General features: G+C 30.6%; 12 protein-coding genes. 6 read left to right on the top strand and 6 right to left on the bottom strand.

Annotation, left to right across the window (positions count from 1 at the left end; genetic code table 11):
• Nucleotides 1-301: 301 nt before the first annotated feature.
• Both cas9 and G8C41_RS08815 read right to left on the bottom strand, forming a co-directional pair.
• Entirely contained in the window at nt 302-4,498 is a 4,197-nt protein-coding gene (gene cas9 / locus G8C41_RS08820; RefSeq protein ID WP_166007335.1) for a type II CRISPR RNA-guided endonuclease Cas9, read from the bottom strand.
• A gap of 275 nt (nt 4,499-4,773) precedes the next feature.
• Nucleotides 4,774-5,964 (bottom strand): endonuclease, encoded by a 1,191-nt coding sequence (locus G8C41_RS08815; RefSeq protein WP_166007333.1) that lies wholly within the window; start codon nt 5,962-5,964, stop codon nt 4,774-4,776.
• An 80-nt stretch (nt 5,965-6,044) separates the two neighbouring features.
• Between G8C41_RS08815 and G8C41_RS08810 the strand changes: the two genes are divergently transcribed.
• The 4 genes from G8C41_RS08810 (at nt 6,045) to G8C41_RS08795 (ending at nt 11,725) form a co-directional block, all read left to right on the top strand.
• Complete coding sequence (locus G8C41_RS08810; RefSeq protein ID WP_166007331.1) at nt 6,045-8,840, top strand: TonB-dependent receptor; 2,796 nt, start codon at nt 6,045-6,047, stop codon at nt 8,838-8,840.
• A gap of 40 nt (nt 8,841-8,880) precedes the next feature.
• Nucleotides 8,881-10,209 (top strand): DUF5689 domain-containing protein, encoded by a 1,329-nt coding sequence (locus G8C41_RS08805; protein WP_166007329.1) that lies wholly within the window; start codon nt 8,881-8,883, stop codon nt 10,207-10,209.
• An 8-nt stretch (nt 10,210-10,217) separates the two neighbouring features.
• On the top strand, nt 10,218-10,880 hold the full coding sequence (locus tag G8C41_RS08800) for a hypothetical protein (RefSeq protein ID WP_166007327.1): 663 nt from the start codon (nt 10,218-10,220) through the stop codon (nt 10,878-10,880).
• Between the two features lie 89 nt (nt 10,881-10,969).
• A complete protein-coding gene (locus G8C41_RS08795; RefSeq protein WP_166007325.1) occupies nt 10,970-11,725 on the top strand; it encodes an SDR family NAD(P)-dependent oxidoreductase in 756 nt (251 codons plus the stop codon).
• An 8-nt stretch (nt 11,726-11,733) separates the two neighbouring features.
• Here G8C41_RS08795 and G8C41_RS08790 read toward each other — a convergent pair whose 3' ends face one another.
• Nucleotides 11,734-12,456 (bottom strand): shikimate dehydrogenase family protein, encoded by a 723-nt coding sequence (locus G8C41_RS08790; protein WP_166007324.1) that lies wholly within the window; start codon nt 12,454-12,456, stop codon nt 11,734-11,736.
• A 129-nt stretch (nt 12,457-12,585) separates the two neighbouring features.
• On the opposite strand from G8C41_RS08790, the gene mltG reads away from it, so the two are divergent.
• Both mltG and G8C41_RS08780 read left to right on the top strand, forming a co-directional pair.
• A complete protein-coding gene (gene mltG / locus G8C41_RS08785) occupies nt 12,586-13,608 on the top strand; it encodes an endolytic transglycosylase MltG (protein WP_166007322.1) in 1,023 nt (340 codons plus the stop codon).
• 10 nt (nt 13,609-13,618) lie between these two features.
• A complete protein-coding gene (locus G8C41_RS08780) occupies nt 13,619-14,614 on the top strand; it encodes an acyltransferase family protein (protein ID WP_166007321.1) in 996 nt (331 codons plus the stop codon).
• A gap of 21 nt (nt 14,615-14,635) precedes the next feature.
• Here G8C41_RS08780 and G8C41_RS08775 read toward each other — a convergent pair whose 3' ends face one another.
• From G8C41_RS08775 to G8C41_RS08765, 3 genes are all read right to left on the bottom strand, one after another.
• The gene (locus G8C41_RS08775) at nt 14,636-15,532 is read right to left on the bottom strand and encodes a pseudouridine synthase (protein ID WP_160568691.1); all 897 of its coding nucleotides are present in this window, start codon (nt 15,530-15,532) and stop codon (nt 14,636-14,638) included.
• Nucleotides 15,533-15,612: 80 nt separating this feature from the next.
• A complete protein-coding gene (locus G8C41_RS08770) occupies nt 15,613-16,509 on the bottom strand; it encodes a UbiA family prenyltransferase (RefSeq protein WP_105296417.1) in 897 nt (298 codons plus the stop codon).
• Between the two features lie 53 nt (nt 16,510-16,562).
• Complete coding sequence (locus tag G8C41_RS08765) at nt 16,563-17,489, bottom strand: mevalonate kinase (RefSeq protein WP_166007319.1); 927 nt, start codon at nt 17,487-17,489, stop codon at nt 16,563-16,565.
• Between the last annotated feature and the right edge of the window lie 370 nt (nt 17,490-17,859).

The following is a 17,859-nucleotide window of genomic DNA, read 5'->3' as shown; positions in this document are numbered from 1 at the left end:
AAATTATCTTTATTATTATTTAAAGCTTTTGCTAATTATTAAAATATTATTGTAATTTTACTCCATAGTATATCTGTTTTTATTCTAATAAATTAGTAAAACTGCTTTTTAATGTCGGAGATATTTAGCTATCACGAGAATAATTGTAGGACCGCTTAACTATTTTATACAATTATTCACCAATTCAATTAAAGACGTACACGATCCGTTTCCTTAAATAGCGGTCTTACTTTTAGGATGTAAATAAATCTTTAAGTATGAGATAAAACGAAATAAAGGGAATGAGTCTTCATAATTCTTTTCATTCACCTATATGAACAATTTTACCTATATGATTCAAACGAACTTTAACGATATTCCTAACCCCACTAGGTCTTTCCCTCCTCCAGGTTATTCTTTTTAAATTTGCATCATTAATTTCAATGCCGGTTTCCAAATGATGTCTAAAATAATAGTCTTTAGAAGCTAATTTTTGGACTCTGAATAGATGTTGGGAAATTAGATTTAAGTTTTTTTCATCATTGATATCAATATCATTCGGATTGAAATCTTCTGAAGGAAATAAAAACATCTCGTTTTGTTTCATGGTAAAAAGGTATTTCCAACCTTGATTTCCCTTATAAAACTTGTCAATTACTGGAAGTCCTTGATTTACTTTTTCGACCGCCTCAAAAAAACTGACAATTTTTTCCTGTAGGTTTCCTTCTGCATCTTCATAAATAGCTACATGATGGTTATTTCCCGTACTTACAAAGTCTACCGGAATAGGTTTGCCGTTTATATCTAAAAGTTCATTTCCGAAATGGTCTTTTTTAGTATGTAGCGATTCCACAATATTAACTCCGGTTATAGTAACTGTTTTGATGCAGATTCCCTTTTCTTTGTTTAGCCAGATTGGTTTTTTTTCCAAATCTGAAAAGGCTTCTTTAGCATTTCCATGTGCTATTTTTAATCGATTTTTTAGTATATTTTGGATGGTAGGATCCAACACTTTTTCAATAGTTTTTTCATTTTTAAAATTTTCGGGGGTAATAGCTTTTCTTATAGTATAAACTTTTTCAAACCATTGGATGGTAACTTTTTCAGGAATAGTATCGGTTGAATAAGCATTTAAGAAAATAGGTTTTTTAGTTACTGAATTTTTACCGGAAAAAGCTTTTTTAGGATCATTGAAATAATCATTCAATCGTTTTAATAGAGCATTTTTGTATATAGGATTTTGAATCATTGATACCGTCTCATAGTTACATTTTGAAGAAATCATTATTTCTTTAGTCCGGGAAATTTTTGACATCCCATAAATGGTTTCTTTATGTAAAGGGCCTCTTGGCGTAAGTTCAAGCTTGGGCGAATATCCGCCTTTTTTCTTAGGTTTATTTAAGTTTACAGTGGCTACCGTATTTTTAGTTTTGTATGAAACCAAAATTTCTTTTAATTGCTTTTCGACTTCTTGTCGAAAATTTTGAGTTGGAAAAGTAAATCGAGAGGGGCTGCTTTCATTTTCATTAATTTTGTTGTATTTGTATTTGATTTTCTTTTCAATAGCAATAATAGCTGCATGTCGTTTATGTTTTTCATCGTCTCGAGCATTTATATAATTTAAATAGTGAATATGATTTCGGGATGTAAAAGCAACAAGTATAGCATCGAGAGCTTGATGACGATGGTCATTTCCTTTGTCCCAATCGATGATCATTTCTTTTTTTTCACCTCTTGAATTTTCAACCAACTTTGTAAGTCCGGCATTACGGAATTTTTCAATATTCAACTCTTTCATAAGACCAGTTAAGTTCCAATCTTTACGTAATTTAGAAGTAATATTACTACTAGTAGTAACCACATCGGGAGTAATTTCAAAGAGGATTTCCTTAATTTTTCCGGCAATATATGGTGTATCCTTCAGCTCTCTGTAGATAAAACTTTCTCCTATTTCAGATCCTTTTTTACGTAAGTTTTTATATTTGGTTTCGGAAATAGCACCTTTCTTATATAATTCTGAAATTACATATTGAAAGCGTTCTTCTTTCTCTTTTCCTTGATTTGATAAGTAATCGAAAGCAGTTAAATTACTTTTGTCAAGATTTGCTTGTCTGGGTACCAGTACTTTATTGGAAAAGCTGTCATCAAATATTTTGGATTGCGGGATGATATGGTCAACGTCATAGTTGTTTGTAAAAAGATAATCTTTATTTATCGGGTTATGAGTATATAAATCGTTAAAACCATTCGCTTCCAATTCTAAATATAATCGATAGCGAATTATATCGTTCTTAGAGGGGCTCGAAATATTAAATTCTTTTTTTAGTATTTCTGCATATTTTTGATATCGAATTTTAGCAGCATCCCTATTTTTTGAAATTTTCTCTCGCTCTTTAGCGTTTTTTTTGAGCTCTTTTGCTGATTCAAGGCGTATTTCATCAAAAGCACCATATTCATCCATTAATGAATTTACCAGATTAATTAATTGGTTTATGACTTTTTCCACTACAGGACTTCTCAAAGAATTTTTAGGTAAAATTTCGAGTCGATCTTTTAATTTGCGGTTATTACTGTCCTCACGAGATAGGTAATGTTTAGAATAATGTTGATATCCCGCCAATATGCAAGCCTCACTAAAAGTATTTTCTTTACAATAGGGGAAAATTTTTCGCATTGCCTTACTACTTAAATTACCATATTCTGAATCATATGAGATAGAAGCAAACAGTTGTGCATATTCCTTTTTAAATCCGAATTTAGTAGTTAACAGTTCCAACAATTTATCATTTCCCGAGGTAGAATTGTCCCCTTCATAAGAATATATTAGATGCCAAAGCTGATATGCGCTTTGATTCTCAAATTCAGGATTTGGAAGCAACGGGTCAAAATCTAATATAGACGTAGAAATAGAACATGTTTCAAAAACAGATTTTACTATTTCTTTGATTTCGGAAGCAGGGATTTTACTGTCTCCCGGTTTTAATTCTTCTTGGTCTTCCGATATATCTAAAAGTTCAAAAACATTATATCCTTCCATATCTAAAATTTTAAGATAAATTCGGTAAAGCTGTTCTTGAGTTCGATTTCCTTCCAGGATTGTAAAATTGATTTTAGTTTCTTTAGAGGGCAATTTTAATAGGGATAAAGCCTTTGGTCCGGATAGGTTTCCTTTAATATTCAGTTCTGTAAATAGTAATTCTTTTTCTTTTAACGTCAACGGACGATCGTTTCCTTCCCTTTTGATGAGTACATTACCAAGGCTTTGCCATATTTTGAACTGTTGGAAAAGAGGGGAGGACTTAGGGGCAACCTTCAAACCGATTTTTTTCTTTTTCTTTTTTCCGTTTTTATTTATTTCAATTTCTTGGTTTTCAAATTCACAAAGACTAATTAATCTTTTTTGGGAACGAAGTTTACGTTGGTAAAAGATAACGGAATCTCGAATCTTTTTTTTTAGCTCAGGAGTAAGTTGAGGGTGGAATTGCGCTTGAGTTTCCCATATTTGCTCAAACTCATCAAGATAGTCTTGTCTCAAAAATACTTGATTTTTTAATTTGGTGTGAATATTTTTTTCTACTTGGGAAAAAAGATTTTCGCCTATTGTCTGTTGGTTGAAATAAAGCTCTTTACTTCGATCACTAATTGCGCCTAAATATCCGCTGGAATTAGCAATATGGTTATTTATATCAGCCAAAACATAGGCTATTTCTTCAAGGGTTATTTTTTCCGAGATTGCTTGGTTTCTCCATTTAAAGGCTTGTAACTTTTTATCATCTCTTTTCCCTTTATTTATGGCGACTCTGATTCCATATTTTTTTAAAAATAAAGCGGCAGTTGCTCTTTGTCCTTTTCCTTCCAGCTCTTTTTTAAAATCTTCGGTCAAAATATCGGGATAATATTTTTTTTGAAAATCCCATAATACTGACCGTTCCTTTTCTAAATCAGAGCGGTAAAAGTCCGGAGTTTGTTTTTTCCCTTTTCTAATAAGTTGGTAAGTATATTGTCCGGGAGTTAACTTTTTTTCATATAAAAGCTTAGCAATCTCCATTCCGTCTATTGCCTTCCCATCCTCATTGTTTTTTACTTTTCGACTGCTTTTATACCCTCTCTTTTTGTTTATATGAAGTAAAACCCTGGCTAATTCTTCCGGCTCTATTCTTTCTTTTGTTGCTTTTGCTCGATTTTTTAAAGTTTCGAAAGAGGTAAATTTACCTTTTTCTGTCAAAGAAGAGTTGGATGAAATAATTTGGTTTTGAAGTAGCAATGCGATTAAGTTATTTCTTCTCAGCTTAAAACGTTGAAGATTTCTTCTAGCGCTTCTTGCTGAAGATCTTTCTGCATTGGGTGTTACAGACAATCCTTTCTCAAAATTATTTTTTTCATCTTTGGTTATAGGAATCACCCGCACCCCTAATTTGGTAATAGTATTTAAATTTGGATTTTCTTCATTTTCATGGACAACAGCCCAGCCAATAGAAGATATTCCTACGTTCAGGCCAAGAATTTTCTTAAAAGACATAATGATCTATTTGGTTTTAGTAATTATTCAATAAAAGTATAAACTAATTAGAAATAAAAAAAATGTATATTTATGATGAATTAGTTTAATTTATTAATTATATTTGAAGCGAATAAAATTTGAAAGCAATTCACAATAAGGATTATTCCGTTGTGAAAACATTAAAGGCGGGAATTATCTCGCTTTTTTTATTGGTGTCTAGGCAATTTTATGCTGTTATAGTAGATGGTATTTTATAAGGATAATTATATAGAATAATTTATTTTAAATTACATTTATTTAATTTCTTTAATAAGAATAGTATAAACCGGAAAATGGTCACTATATCCTCCGGTATAATTATCATTAGAAAAAGTACGGAAAGGATAGCCTTTGTAAGGACCTTCTTGAGTAACTAAATAAATAGGGGCAAACACATTCATTTTGTAATAGTGATAGCCTTCCTTATCTATAATAAGGGCAGGAGACATAATTTGTTGATCGAAAAAGCTAAATGAATCTTGATAGGCAATTGTTCCTAATCCTTTTTTAAATAAGTTCTCTGCGGGATTATAATAAGAACCGGTTATTACGTTTTCCTTTTTAGATACCGTATTTAATCCTTTTTTAATACTGGGGCTGGTACAATCATCATTAAAATCACCCATAGCTACTATTTTTGCCTTTGGGTTGATGCTTATGAGGCTGTCCATTGCTTGTTTTAAGACTTTGGCAGCCGCCATCCTTTTGGGAAGGCTTCTTTGTTCACCTCCTCGTCGGGAAGGCCAATGATTGACCAAAAAATACATTTTTTCACCTTCTAACAGACCTTCTACCAGTAGTATATCGCGTGTATAATTTTTATAACCTTCTTGTCTGGGTAAATTTATTAACAGCTTTTGTTTATTTAGGGGGATAAACCTTGTTTTGTTATATAATAAGCCAACATCTATGCCTCTTTCATCGAAAGAATTGAGATGAATAAATTCATAAATTCCTCCTCTTTTATTGATGGCTTCGCATAGATCATTCAATACATGCTCATTTTCAATTTCACATAAACCGATAATTACCGGCATAGATTGAGTTTCTGCTTTTCCGGTTTCGGATATAACTCGGCTGATGTTATTGATTTTTTCTTTATATTTTTTTGTATTCCAGCGTTTTGGTCCTTTATAATGGAATTCATCGGTTAAAATATGCTTTCTGACTACTTTTTTTCCTTTTAGTTTATTGAAGGATAGTTCATCTCGGTACACCTCATATCCGGATTGTAAAGCTTCATCTTCGGATACGCTTATTTGATACTTTGGATCGTTAGGATCCAGGGTGCCGTTAATAAGATCAGCAGATGGAATGGTGTCATAGAGATTTTCTACGTTATAAAACATGACGGTTGCTGATTTATATCGTATTTGTGCTTCAATGGGGGTATTATCAAGTAATAAAAAAATAAAAACAAATATATTTTTTAAAAATATACGCATAGATCCGTTTTTTTTATATTAACAAAACTAAAAATAAATAATTATATTTGCTTCAATAGGCTTCTTGAAATTACTAAAAGATGATGAAATTTAAGTTATTGTATTGGATACTTTTTGTAAATCAGGTAATATTTGCGCAAACTATGATCTATGGTTATCTCAAAGGAGGTCAAGATAAACCTTTAGACCAGGCTGTCGTTAGCTTAGGTGAAGATCGTTTGATACAATCCAAATCCGATAGGGTAGGATATTTTCAATTTAAAGATGTAGCTGCAGGAACTTATCTAATCATCATTAATAAAGTAGGCTATGTGCCTTTAACTCTAACGGTAAAAGTTTTTCCTAAAGAAACGAGGAAAGATTTAGGAGTAATAAAATTAGAATATAATCCTTCTCAAGAGGATGAAGGTTTATTGACTTTGATGGAAGATGATTTTTCGCCGGATGAAGAGAGTTCTCAATCTATGAGCGGAATTGGGTTATTACAATCATCTAAAGATGTATTTTCTAAAACCGCCTCTTTTGAATTAGGATCTTACTGGTTCAAAGTAAGGGGAATTGATAACAGTTATGCAAATATTATGTTTAATGGTATTCCGATGTCTAAAAATCATACAGGAAAACCTGATTTTGGAAATTGGGGTGGTTTAAATAATGTTGTTAAATATCCTTACGAATTAGCGGAAAATAATACCATCTCTGATTATTCTTTCAGCAATTTGGGAGGAACAACTTATTACGATACACGTTCTTCTTCTTACAGGAAAGGATTTCAGCTAACCTATTCTTTTTCAAATCGTACGTATCAACATAGAATCATGACAACGTATTCCTCGGGAATGCTACCATCGGGATGGGCTTTCACTTTTTCAGGTTCCAGAAGATGGATGGAAGAAGGAGTAATTGATGGGACCTATAACAATTCATATGCGTACTTCGCATCTCTTGAGAAAAAAATTAATGATAACCACAGACTAAATCTTACTGCATTCGGTGCTCCTACAAGAAAAACAGGAATGAGTCCTAATACACAAGAAGTATATGACCTAAGAGGTAAGAATTATAATTCATATTGGGGCTGGCAAGATGGAGATAAAAGAAATGAAAGGGTAAAAAGAATTTTTGAGCCGATATTTATGTTAACTCATTACTGGAATTTAAGCGATAAATCAAAGATAACAACTACAGCCTCATATCAATTTGGATATAATAAAAGTTCCCGTCTAAATAGGTATGAAGCTGATAATCCAACTCCAACTTATTATAAAAATTTACCTAGTTACTGGCTTAGTCAGGAAAATATGACGGAATATGAAAATTTTCTTCATGCTTGGAAGACTAATGATCTCAACGTGACTCAACTCGATTGGGGATATTTATATAATACAAATTATCATGCTCCAACATATCAAGATCCCTACAGCGGGCAAATAGGCAGAAGGGCTTCCTATTTCCTGGTGGATGATGTTTATAAAGATAAAACCTTTAATGCTGCCACTCATTTGCAGACTTTTTTGAGCGATAATTGGAAATTATTTCTCAATTTAAATTATCAAAATTTAGTTTCAGATAATTATAGAGAGGTAAATGATTTATTGGGAGCAGATTTTGTCGTAAATAAAAGTTCATTTATAAAGGGTGATGGTTCCGGTTCATCTACCGATGATTATAACAGCTTAAAACCGGGTAGTGTAGCAAGGAAAGGCGAGAAAACGGAATATGATTACCGAATGTTCAGGCAGGAAATAACGGGAAATGCTACCTCAAGAGTAACGTTAAGCCATTGGGAGATGGCAGTATCATTATTATTCGGCTGGGATGAAGCCTATAGAAACGGAAAATTTAAACACGGATTATATCCGAATAATTCGTGCGGAAAATCTAATAAAGCCAATTTTACAGAATTGGGTCTTAGAACAGGAATAACTTATAAGATTAATGGAAGAAATTTCGTTATAGTAAACTCCGCCTATTTTGAGTCTTCACCAACTTTAAATGAAATTTTTGTGAATTCCCGATTAAATAATGATATAACACCTCATATATCTAATCAAAGAATAAATACTAATGATTTAACATATATTTTAAAGTCTCCTTCTGTGAAAGCCAGGATTACCGGATACTATACAAAGATAAAAGATGCGGTAGAAATAACACGTTATTATGCTAAAGGAGTTAGTTTAGATGAAAGTGAAGACGCGTTTGTTTCAGAAGTTTTAGCAGGTGTTGAAAAAGAATATTTGGGTTCTGAAATAGGATTGGAATGGAAATTAACACCATCTTTAATCCTCTCCGGAATAGCATCTGTAGGGCAATTTACATATAAAAATAATCCTAATTTGTACATACTTAGTGATAATTCACCGGGTGTACATGATTACGGATCTTCTTTCATTAAAAATTATAAGATTTCCGGAACTCCACAAAAAGCATATGTAGTTGGTATTAAATATGATTCGCCTAACTATTGGTGGGTAGGAGTTAGTGGTAATTTCTTACAAGATAATTATTCGAATATATCTTCTCTATCAAGAACCAAAAATTTTATAATGAAAGATGATGCTTTTCCTTATGAGGGAGCTACTCAAGAAAATGTTAAATCTATAGTAAAACAGAAGCAATTTCAAGATGTTTTTATGTTAAATGCTTCTTTGGGTAAATCTCTTAAAATGGGTAAGTATTCCTTGAGTTTAAGTGCTTCGGTAAATAATATTTTAAATGAAAGAGGTTATGTTACCGGATCATTTGAGCAAGGAAGATATTCCAGTTATGAACAATTGGAAAAAGATAAATCGTTGGCCTATCCGCTTTTTGGCAATAAGCTTTTTTACGATAGAGGCAGATCGTATTTCATAAACGTTTCTTTTAGATTTTAAATTAATGCTGAAATAAACGATAAATTTTAAAATTGAAAAAATGATTAAAAATAGTGTACTATTTATATTTATATCTTGGTTTCTCTTGGCTTGTGTACATGATGATGATTATAAAAATCCTTCAGTAAATCAAGGTCGGCTAATGCAAGCAACTGTATACATTTCCGATCTTTTAAAAACAGCTCCTGTATTTACCGGAAAAAATGGTATAGAAGCACAGGCTTTTACAAATGGCGAAATTTTAGAGGGCTATGTTATTTCATCAGATCATGCCGGAAATATTTATAAAAATTTATTTTTAGTTACTGAAGACGGAACTCAAGGGATTGTACTCAGCATTAATAAATCCAGCTTATATACTTATTATCCGCTTGGGTCTAAACTATACATTAAATTAGATAATCTTTATTATGGAAAGCAAAACGGTATGGTTCAGATTGGTATGCTTCCTACACAGCCGGAAAAATATATCGTCGATCAAATATCTCCTTCAATTATGAAATCGAATATTATGTTGGGTAAAGATCAAAAAAATGAAGAAGAATTGGTTATTAAAAGAAATTCAGCCGGTAAATTATTAACGGCTAAAGAGGTCAATAATAACGAAACATATTTGTGTACCTTGGTTGAAATTAGCAGAGTAGAATTTAATGAACCGGGTAAGACATTTGTAAGAAACAATTCAAGCACTGACAATCAGGTAAATAATATAAATCTCAATTATTTTACTGTACCTATAAGTAATTATGCTTCTTTTGCGGGATATAAAATTCCCTATGGAGAGGGTAAATTGAGAGGAATTATGACCCGATATGATGGGATGTATAAAACCTATAGATTGAACCTGAGAACTATAGAAGATGTCAAAAATTTTCCACTTACTCAACCTTTTTTTATTGAAACTTTTAATAAGGTTTCAAATGTATCCGTAAGACCTAAAATAAATAATGCAATCGGTTTTGATAATTCTCAATCGGTCACCTATAGTGATCCTTATGGAAAAGCAGATATTAGGACTTCTGGAACTTCATTTCCTTCCCCTTTAGTTTGGTTTCCGGCAAATACTAATGCTTCATTAATTATAGACCATATCAATACATCAGGTCATAAACAAATGATTTTATCCTTTAAACTTAATGTAGGCATTTTTGATTCATTGGATATCGGCTTTGTGGATGATCTAATAGTTAAATGTAATGATTTTGAAGTAGAGCTGCCCCATATTGCTTTAGATAAAAGCAATAATAAAAATACATTTTATACTGTGCGAATTCCTATTCCGGATGATACTCAAAAAATTGAATTTTTTGGATCAGCAAGTAAAAATAAAAAAGGAATTAGGATTGATACGATACAATTGGAAGATTAATTATTGAAATGATGAAATTAAAATACATATATTCACTTATAATAATTGGATTAGTGGTTAAGGGATTTCTTATCTCCTGTGTTGATAATGATGACTACTCAACGCCCCCAATTCCTCCAAGCGGATTTTTTAAAGAAACTTTTAATAAGGTAACTAAAGTCAAGGGAGGATTAATTATTTCAAGTCCATGGCCTAAAATATCTGCGGTTACTAATTTTGATGGAGAAGCAGTAGGAGCAGTTTATTCGGATTCATTTAAACTGGCTGATATAAGAAAATTAAACGGGACCAGTGAAATTGCCAAGAAAGAATTTTTTATATGGTTCCCGGCAAACAAAGAATCGTCTTTAATCATAAGTCATATTCCATTAGGAAACCGAAAAAATATAGCCTTGAGATATAATTTCAATGCAAACATTTATAACTCAGATGAAATTTCTAATACAAACAAGCTAAGGATTAGATTTAATGAGAAAGAGCTGACATTACCCGATATTGAACTCAATGCCTTCAACAATAGAAACAAATATAAAGGCGTAATGATCAGAATTCCGGATGAAATTTTAAAAGAAATTTCAACCTTAGAATTGATTAGTGAAGCGGCAAGTAATGATAGAGGTTTTAGAGTTGATGATATTGAATTGGTTGAGAATTTTCCGAATTTTGAATAAAGTCAAATAATATACAAACTGTTTTTTATAAACTATTTTAATTGGAATAATTTTGTATATTTAGTAGGTAAATTCTTTAAAAATAGTATATGCAAAAAACAGCTTTAATTACAGGGGCTACTTCAGGTATAGGTCAAGCTACGGCGAAAATATTCGCTGAAAATGGAATCAATCTTATACTCTGTGGAAGAAGAAAAAGTAGATTGGACGATATAAAAAAAGCATTGGAAGATAAAGTGAAAATAACCACTCTTTCATTTGATGTTGGAAATAGAGAAGCGGTATTTTCTGCAATAGAAAGTTTGTCGGATCAAAATAAGAAAGATATAAATATATTAGTAAATTGTGCAGGAAATGCCCATGGATTAGACACATTTTTGGATTCTTCAATTGATGATTTTGATTCGATGATCGATTCGAATGTTAAAGGACTTCTGTATGTATCCAAAGCCGTCGTTCCTATTTTAGTTGCCAACAAAAGAGGACATATAATAAACATAAGTTCTATTGCAGGAAAGGAAACTTATCCAAAAGGAACGGTATATTGTGCTACCAAACATGCCGTGGAAGCAATCAGTAAAGGAATGAGAATGGATTTGTTAACTCAAGGGATAAAGGTTACCAATATTGCTCCGGGTGCTGTTGAAACTGAATTTTCCTTGGTTCGATTTAAAGGAGACCAAAAAAGGGCAGATGCTGTATATCAGGGATTTGAGCCTTTAGTCGCAGAAGATATAGCGGACGCTATCTATTATGCAGTATCAAGACCTGATCATGTACAAATTGCGGATGTGACCATATTTCCGAAAGCTCAAGCTTCCGGAACGTTATTTGACAGAAAATAATTTTTTAGTTACTTATTTTCATACCAGATATTCCAGGCATGATCAGCTTGTAAATGGAGCATTTCCAATCCATTTTTAGTTTGTGAACCTGCTTTTTTTCCCAGTTGTAACAATTTAGTTTCTTCCGGATTGTATATCAAATCATAAATTAAATGTTCAGGGGTAAAAAAATGAGTGGGTACAGGGGGACAATCATCTATATTAGGATAAGTTCCTACCGGTGTTGTATTTATAATTAAATTGTGAGATGAAATTATTTCTTGGGTTAATGAGCTATAAGTATTTATTCCGTTTCGGGAGATGATTGTATAAGGTATGGAAAGATGGTGTAAAATATAAGCGACCGCTTGTGAAGCTCCACCGTTACCGAGAATTAAAGCCGATTGGTGATGAGGTTTTAATAAATGAACTAATGAGTTTTTAAAACCGATTGCATCGGTATTATAACCAATCCTTTTTTTACCTTTAATTTTAACCGTATTAACAGCCCCAATTTTTTCAGCCTCAGGACTTAATTCATCTAGAAAATCTAGTATATCTTTTTTATAAGGAATGGTAACATTAAAACCGAGTAAATCTGGCGTGTTAAAAAGTTTTGAAATATCATTTTTGGAAGGAATATCAAATATTTTATAGGAAAAATCTTTTAATCCCTGTAGTTTAAATTTTTCCGTGAAATAATTTTTGGAAAAAGAATAAGAAATATTTTTTCCTAATAAACCTAAAATCATATTTTTTTAAACTTGAAGTTACTAACAAATATATAAAAACCCGAGTTTATATTATACAAATTAAATAAAGATATGTATTTTTGCAGCGTTCAATCCATATTGGATGTTTATCGAACCAAGTAATCGAATATGAAAAAAATAATTATTGTCATAATAATTTTGTTTTTATTATTTTCGTTGGGATTAATTATTGTAGGCGTTCCTTATTACAAAAAATATTACAGCTCAAATGTTATACAGGAAAAGCTTATATATATTCCAACTCGAGCTAGTTACCATCAGGTAAAAAAAATGATCGCTCCTTATCTTAAAGACATTGAATCTTTTGACAAAGTAGCTTATGCCGAAAAATATCCGAATAAAATAAAAGCCGGGAGATATAAATTAAATGTAGGAGAAAATAATAAAGATTTAATCAGACGTTTATTATTGGGCAAACAAGATGAAGTTCATTTAAGAATTAAATCATATGATGACATTTATGAATTGGCTTCCGACTTAGGTAAAAATTTAGAGGACGATTCTTTACATTTTATAAATTATTTTAAAAAACAAGCATCATTAAAAGGATATAATGATGTAGAAGAACTGAAAATATATTTCACTCCGGAAACCTATTATATGGACTGGAATACTTCGCCGGAACTATTATTTTCAAGATTTGAAACTATTCATAACCGTTTTTGGAATGAAAAAAGAAAGGCAGAAGCCGATAACTTAGGGTTGTCTATTTTAGAAGTTTATACCTTAGCTTCCATAGTTCAAAGGGAATATGTAAATAAAGAAGAATTGCCCATCATTGCCAGCTTATATCTTAATCGTTTAAAAGAAAATATGAAATTACAATCGGATCCTACCGTTCAGTATGCAGAAAGAAAGGTATATGGTTTTAAGGTTCAAATCAAGAGAGTAAAAAATGTATCTATTGATTCTCCATATAATACCTATAAGTATAAAGGCTTACCTCCTTTACCTATTTGTATTCCTAATGATTTTGTAATCGATGCCGTTTTAAATCCGGCTAAAACTGAATATTTATATATGTGCGCTATTAGAAATACCGGCAGACATGCCTTTACTTCAAAACCGGAAGAACATATGAAAAATGCAAAAGCATATATAGAATGGTTAAACTCAATCAAAATAAACTAAAATAAATATTATGAAATTAAATTTGCTTAGTAAGTATAGAACTTTATTGATGGGTGTTGCCATTTTATGGGTCATGTTTTTCCATTCGCATGTGCAGGTAGGTACATCAACATTTTTTGAATTCTTTAAGCGTATAGGTTATGGAGGGGTGGATATTTTTATATTAGTATCCGGTTTTGGAGTCTATTTTTCAATCCATAATGATGATTCAATAAGACATTTTTATAAAAAAAGAGCGTTACGTATATTACCTTATTACTATCCAATTGTTATAATAGTAACTATTATAGCGATAAAATTGGGAATTTGGAATACAGATTCATTATTTTATAATTTAACTACCTTAGGCTACTGGAGAAATGTGGGTTTAGGAAAAATATACGATTGGTATATACCGGCACTTATATTTTTATATTTGGTAACGCCATTATATTATAAATTTTTTAAAATTAACAAGAATGTTACTACTATATTTGCTATTATAGCAGCATATGTTTTTAGCTATTCTACTAATGGGAATTATGATTATCTTTATAATTTAACTTTTAGAATTCCTCATTATGTAATAGGATTTTGGTTAGCCGATTTCTTAATTAGAAATAAGGAATATGAATTAAACAAATTTACAATAGTTTTATGTGCATTAAGTCTAATAGCAGGAGTAAGCTTTCTTTATTATTTTTATTATTATACTCCCTATTTTGAACAATATGGAATTTATGTGGCTCCTTTTATTCTTATAACATTCCCATTGTGTATGTTCTTATGTTATTTCTTTTCTTTATTTAAGTCGTATAAATTTCCTATTCTCACTTTTTTTGGAATTCACAGTCTTACCTTATTTATTTTCCACGAAAAAATCTTATTCTTATTTTATCTGTTTTTGCCTTCAAATATTCAAGATATTTGCGCATTTATTGTAACAATTATTTTGGCGTATATTTGGCAAAAATTAGTTGACAATATTGTTAATAAGATAGCTATAAAGAAAAAAACTTTCCAATAGGAAAGTTTAATATTATAATAATTAAAGCATTTTTAAAGTATTAACTTCGAGGTCTGTGAGAATTCTCCAGTAACCTCGTTTTAATGCTTTTTTAGTTAGTCCGGCAAACATAACCCGATCGAGCTTTTCTACCTCATATCCTAACCTTTCAAACATTCTTCGAATTATACGGTTCCACCCGATATGGATTTCAACCCCTACTTCGTTTTTTGGAGCTCCTTCAATATAGGATATCTTGTCAACCTTAGCTATACCCTCTTCAAATCGTAAACCATCCAACAATTTTCCAAAATCTTCAACCGAAACTTTTTTATTTAATGTGACATGATAAATCTTTTTAACTTCATGGGAAGGATGGGTTAATTTTTTAGTAAGATCTCCATCATTGGTTAAAAGAAGTACACCGGTGGTTTGCCTATCCAATCGGCCAACAGGATACAAACGATAAGGAGAAGCGTTGGCAACTAGATCTAATACGGTCTTTCTGGCCTTTTCATCCTTAGTGGTTGAAATATAACCTTTGGGTTTATTCAAAAGTACGTATACATTTTTCTCAGGACGAATATATCTCCCGTCAAAAAATACTTCATCGCCCGGTTGTACTTTATACCCAAATTCTGTAATAATTTTTCCGTTAACTTCAACAACTCCATTTTGAATAAATATATCCGCTTCTCTTCTGCTGCAAACTCCTGAATTTGCTATATATTTATTAAGTCTTGTTCCGTCATTTTCTTTAGGAGTTTTAGGTAATCTTTTTCTAAATGGAGCAGTTGATGCAAATCGTTTTTTATCCTCGAATTTATTTTTTTTACCGGGTTTATTTTCCTTTTTATCATTGGCTTTGAAATATTCTTTTTTATGAGACTTTTCATTTCTTCCAGAGCCTCTTCTGTCGTATGATTTATTATTTTTCATCTGTTACAAATCTATGTTAATATACCTTTATGATATATGTGAATATAAATGGGTAGAAAGCTATTTTTAAACAAACTTCATTAAAAGTGCAAAGTTAAGGGATTCCCATCAATAAATACTAGAGAAATAGTGCCTAAAAAAATCCAAAATTTGATCATAAATATTAATATCTGAATATATTGAGGTTTACTTAACCAGATAACCACAATCGAACAAACGCATAATAGTATGGTTAGTAAATAATAAAGTCGTATTTCATAAAGATGAGGTTCGCAACTTAATTGAAAGGAAATACCTAATAATAAACAAAATAATATATTTAATATAATTTTGGTAGGTATAATACCTAAAGTATTAGGCAAAGTATGGTAGTTAAATAGATGATCATATTTATAGGAGAGAAGATCTTTACAAATATCTTTTATGAATATGATAAAGAATAAAAATCCAGAAAGATATAAAATGTAAGAAGAAAAATTTTCATAAAATAAAAACAGCGCTAAAAAAGGAAAAAGCATGATTGCAGAATTAGTCAAATTATTGATAAAAACTATTCGACTAAGTTTATGGCTGTAAAACCAAATGATAAATTGATAAATTAGAAAAAAAATAAAAATACGATAAGATAACACTATGGCAATAGTTAAAGATACGAAATTGAAAAAAATGTAAAATCGTAAAGCTATTCCATTACTGATAAATCGTTGCAATATAGAAGTTATCGGTCTATATATCATATCTTTTTCCTGATCGTAAAAAAAATTTATAATATAACCAGCCATGGCACTTAGTGAGGAGGATAAGATAATACCATGAAGCTTTATATTTTTTAAATTTTCGACAATATTTTTTTCATCACCAAATAAATAGATAGCAGAAATATACATGGCTAGAATTAGCATAATTACATTAAAAATTCTAACTCTAACCAAAAAAGAAAGGTTAATTAAAAATATTTTTTTTCCTGAAGAGTACATCCATTAAGGATATTAATCAGGTAAAAATACAAAAAAAATTATGGGATTTATAATTAAAAACGATATACGATTTCTTTTTTATAATTTTTTAACATTTTTTCAGTAGCTTCATAATCCTGGGTAAAACCTAATATATATCCGCCTCCTCCCGATCCGCAAAGTTTCAAATAATAGGTATTAGTATCAATACCCTTTTTCCAAATTTTTAAAAATTTTCGAGGGATCATGGGGGTAAAATGATCTAAGGCCCACAGAGAAAGATGTTTCAAGTTTTGAAAAAAGGATCCCATGTCCCTATTGAGGAAAGAATCTATACAATTGTTATTATATTTTATAAATTCTTCTTTTAAAGTTTTTCTAAAACCTTCATTTTTAAGTTTTTCGAAAAAAATCTGAACCATAGGTTCTGTTTCACCGGGCATACCGGAATTAATTAAAAAAACAGCTCCTTTTCCATCTTTACTCTCAGTTAATCCTATTTTGTCAACATCTGCATTAGGCTGAATTAATAACGGGATATTCATATAACAGATAAGAGGGTCAATACCTGAACTTTTTCCGTGAAAAAAAGATTCCATTTGTCCTAAAACGTTTTTTAAATCTTTTAAATCAGTTTTTAGAATCTTATCAGATGAAATTTTATTTACAGAATATTTATCGAAGATAGCAGCTACCAGAGCACCGGAGCTACCAACCCCATATCCTTGAGGAATATTAGAATCAAAGAACATTCCTTTTTCAATATCTTTTTCAAGCTGAGAAATATTAATCGAAAATTTTTCAGGTAATGATAAAGTTTTCAAATAATCTGCAAATTTATGCAATGATTTATTTGATTTTGATTCAATTTTATTAAGTTTTGAAGAAAACTGTAAAGTTCCTTTATAGGCATTGTAGGGTAGGGTTAACCCTCTTGAATTTTCAATAATTCCATATTCTCCAAAGAGTAAAATTTTTGCATAAAATAAAGGATGCTTCATATTTTATATATTCTTCAAAAAACATTACAAATTTACACATTATATTAATTTTGTAATTAAAATTTAACTAATATTTTTATAAACCTTTGAAAGTTTCTAATTTTAAAAACTATTTAAATCCAATGGATATAAAAACAAAATATTCATGCTGATAATGAAAAAGTTGGCATTAATTTTTTCAGAGATTAAAACATTAACTTAATTTATATACAAATTTTGGGATATTGCATACGTATCATTAGTTTTTTAGGTTTGGATGTAATTGCTATTAATCACCTAATTAGTAAGTTAACCTGTTGTAGGCGGTTTTTTAAATAAGAAGTTAACTAGTTGTAATGTATGGGGGAAAATAAATTCAATAAATAACGGT

The sequence above is a fragment of the Apibacter sp. B3706 genome (assembly GCF_011082725.1).
GTDB lineage: Bacteria > Bacteroidota > Bacteroidia > Flavobacteriales > Weeksellaceae > Apibacter.
Note: the sequence above shows the minus strand (reverse complement) of the source record. Positions and strands in the feature narration are given on the sequence as shown.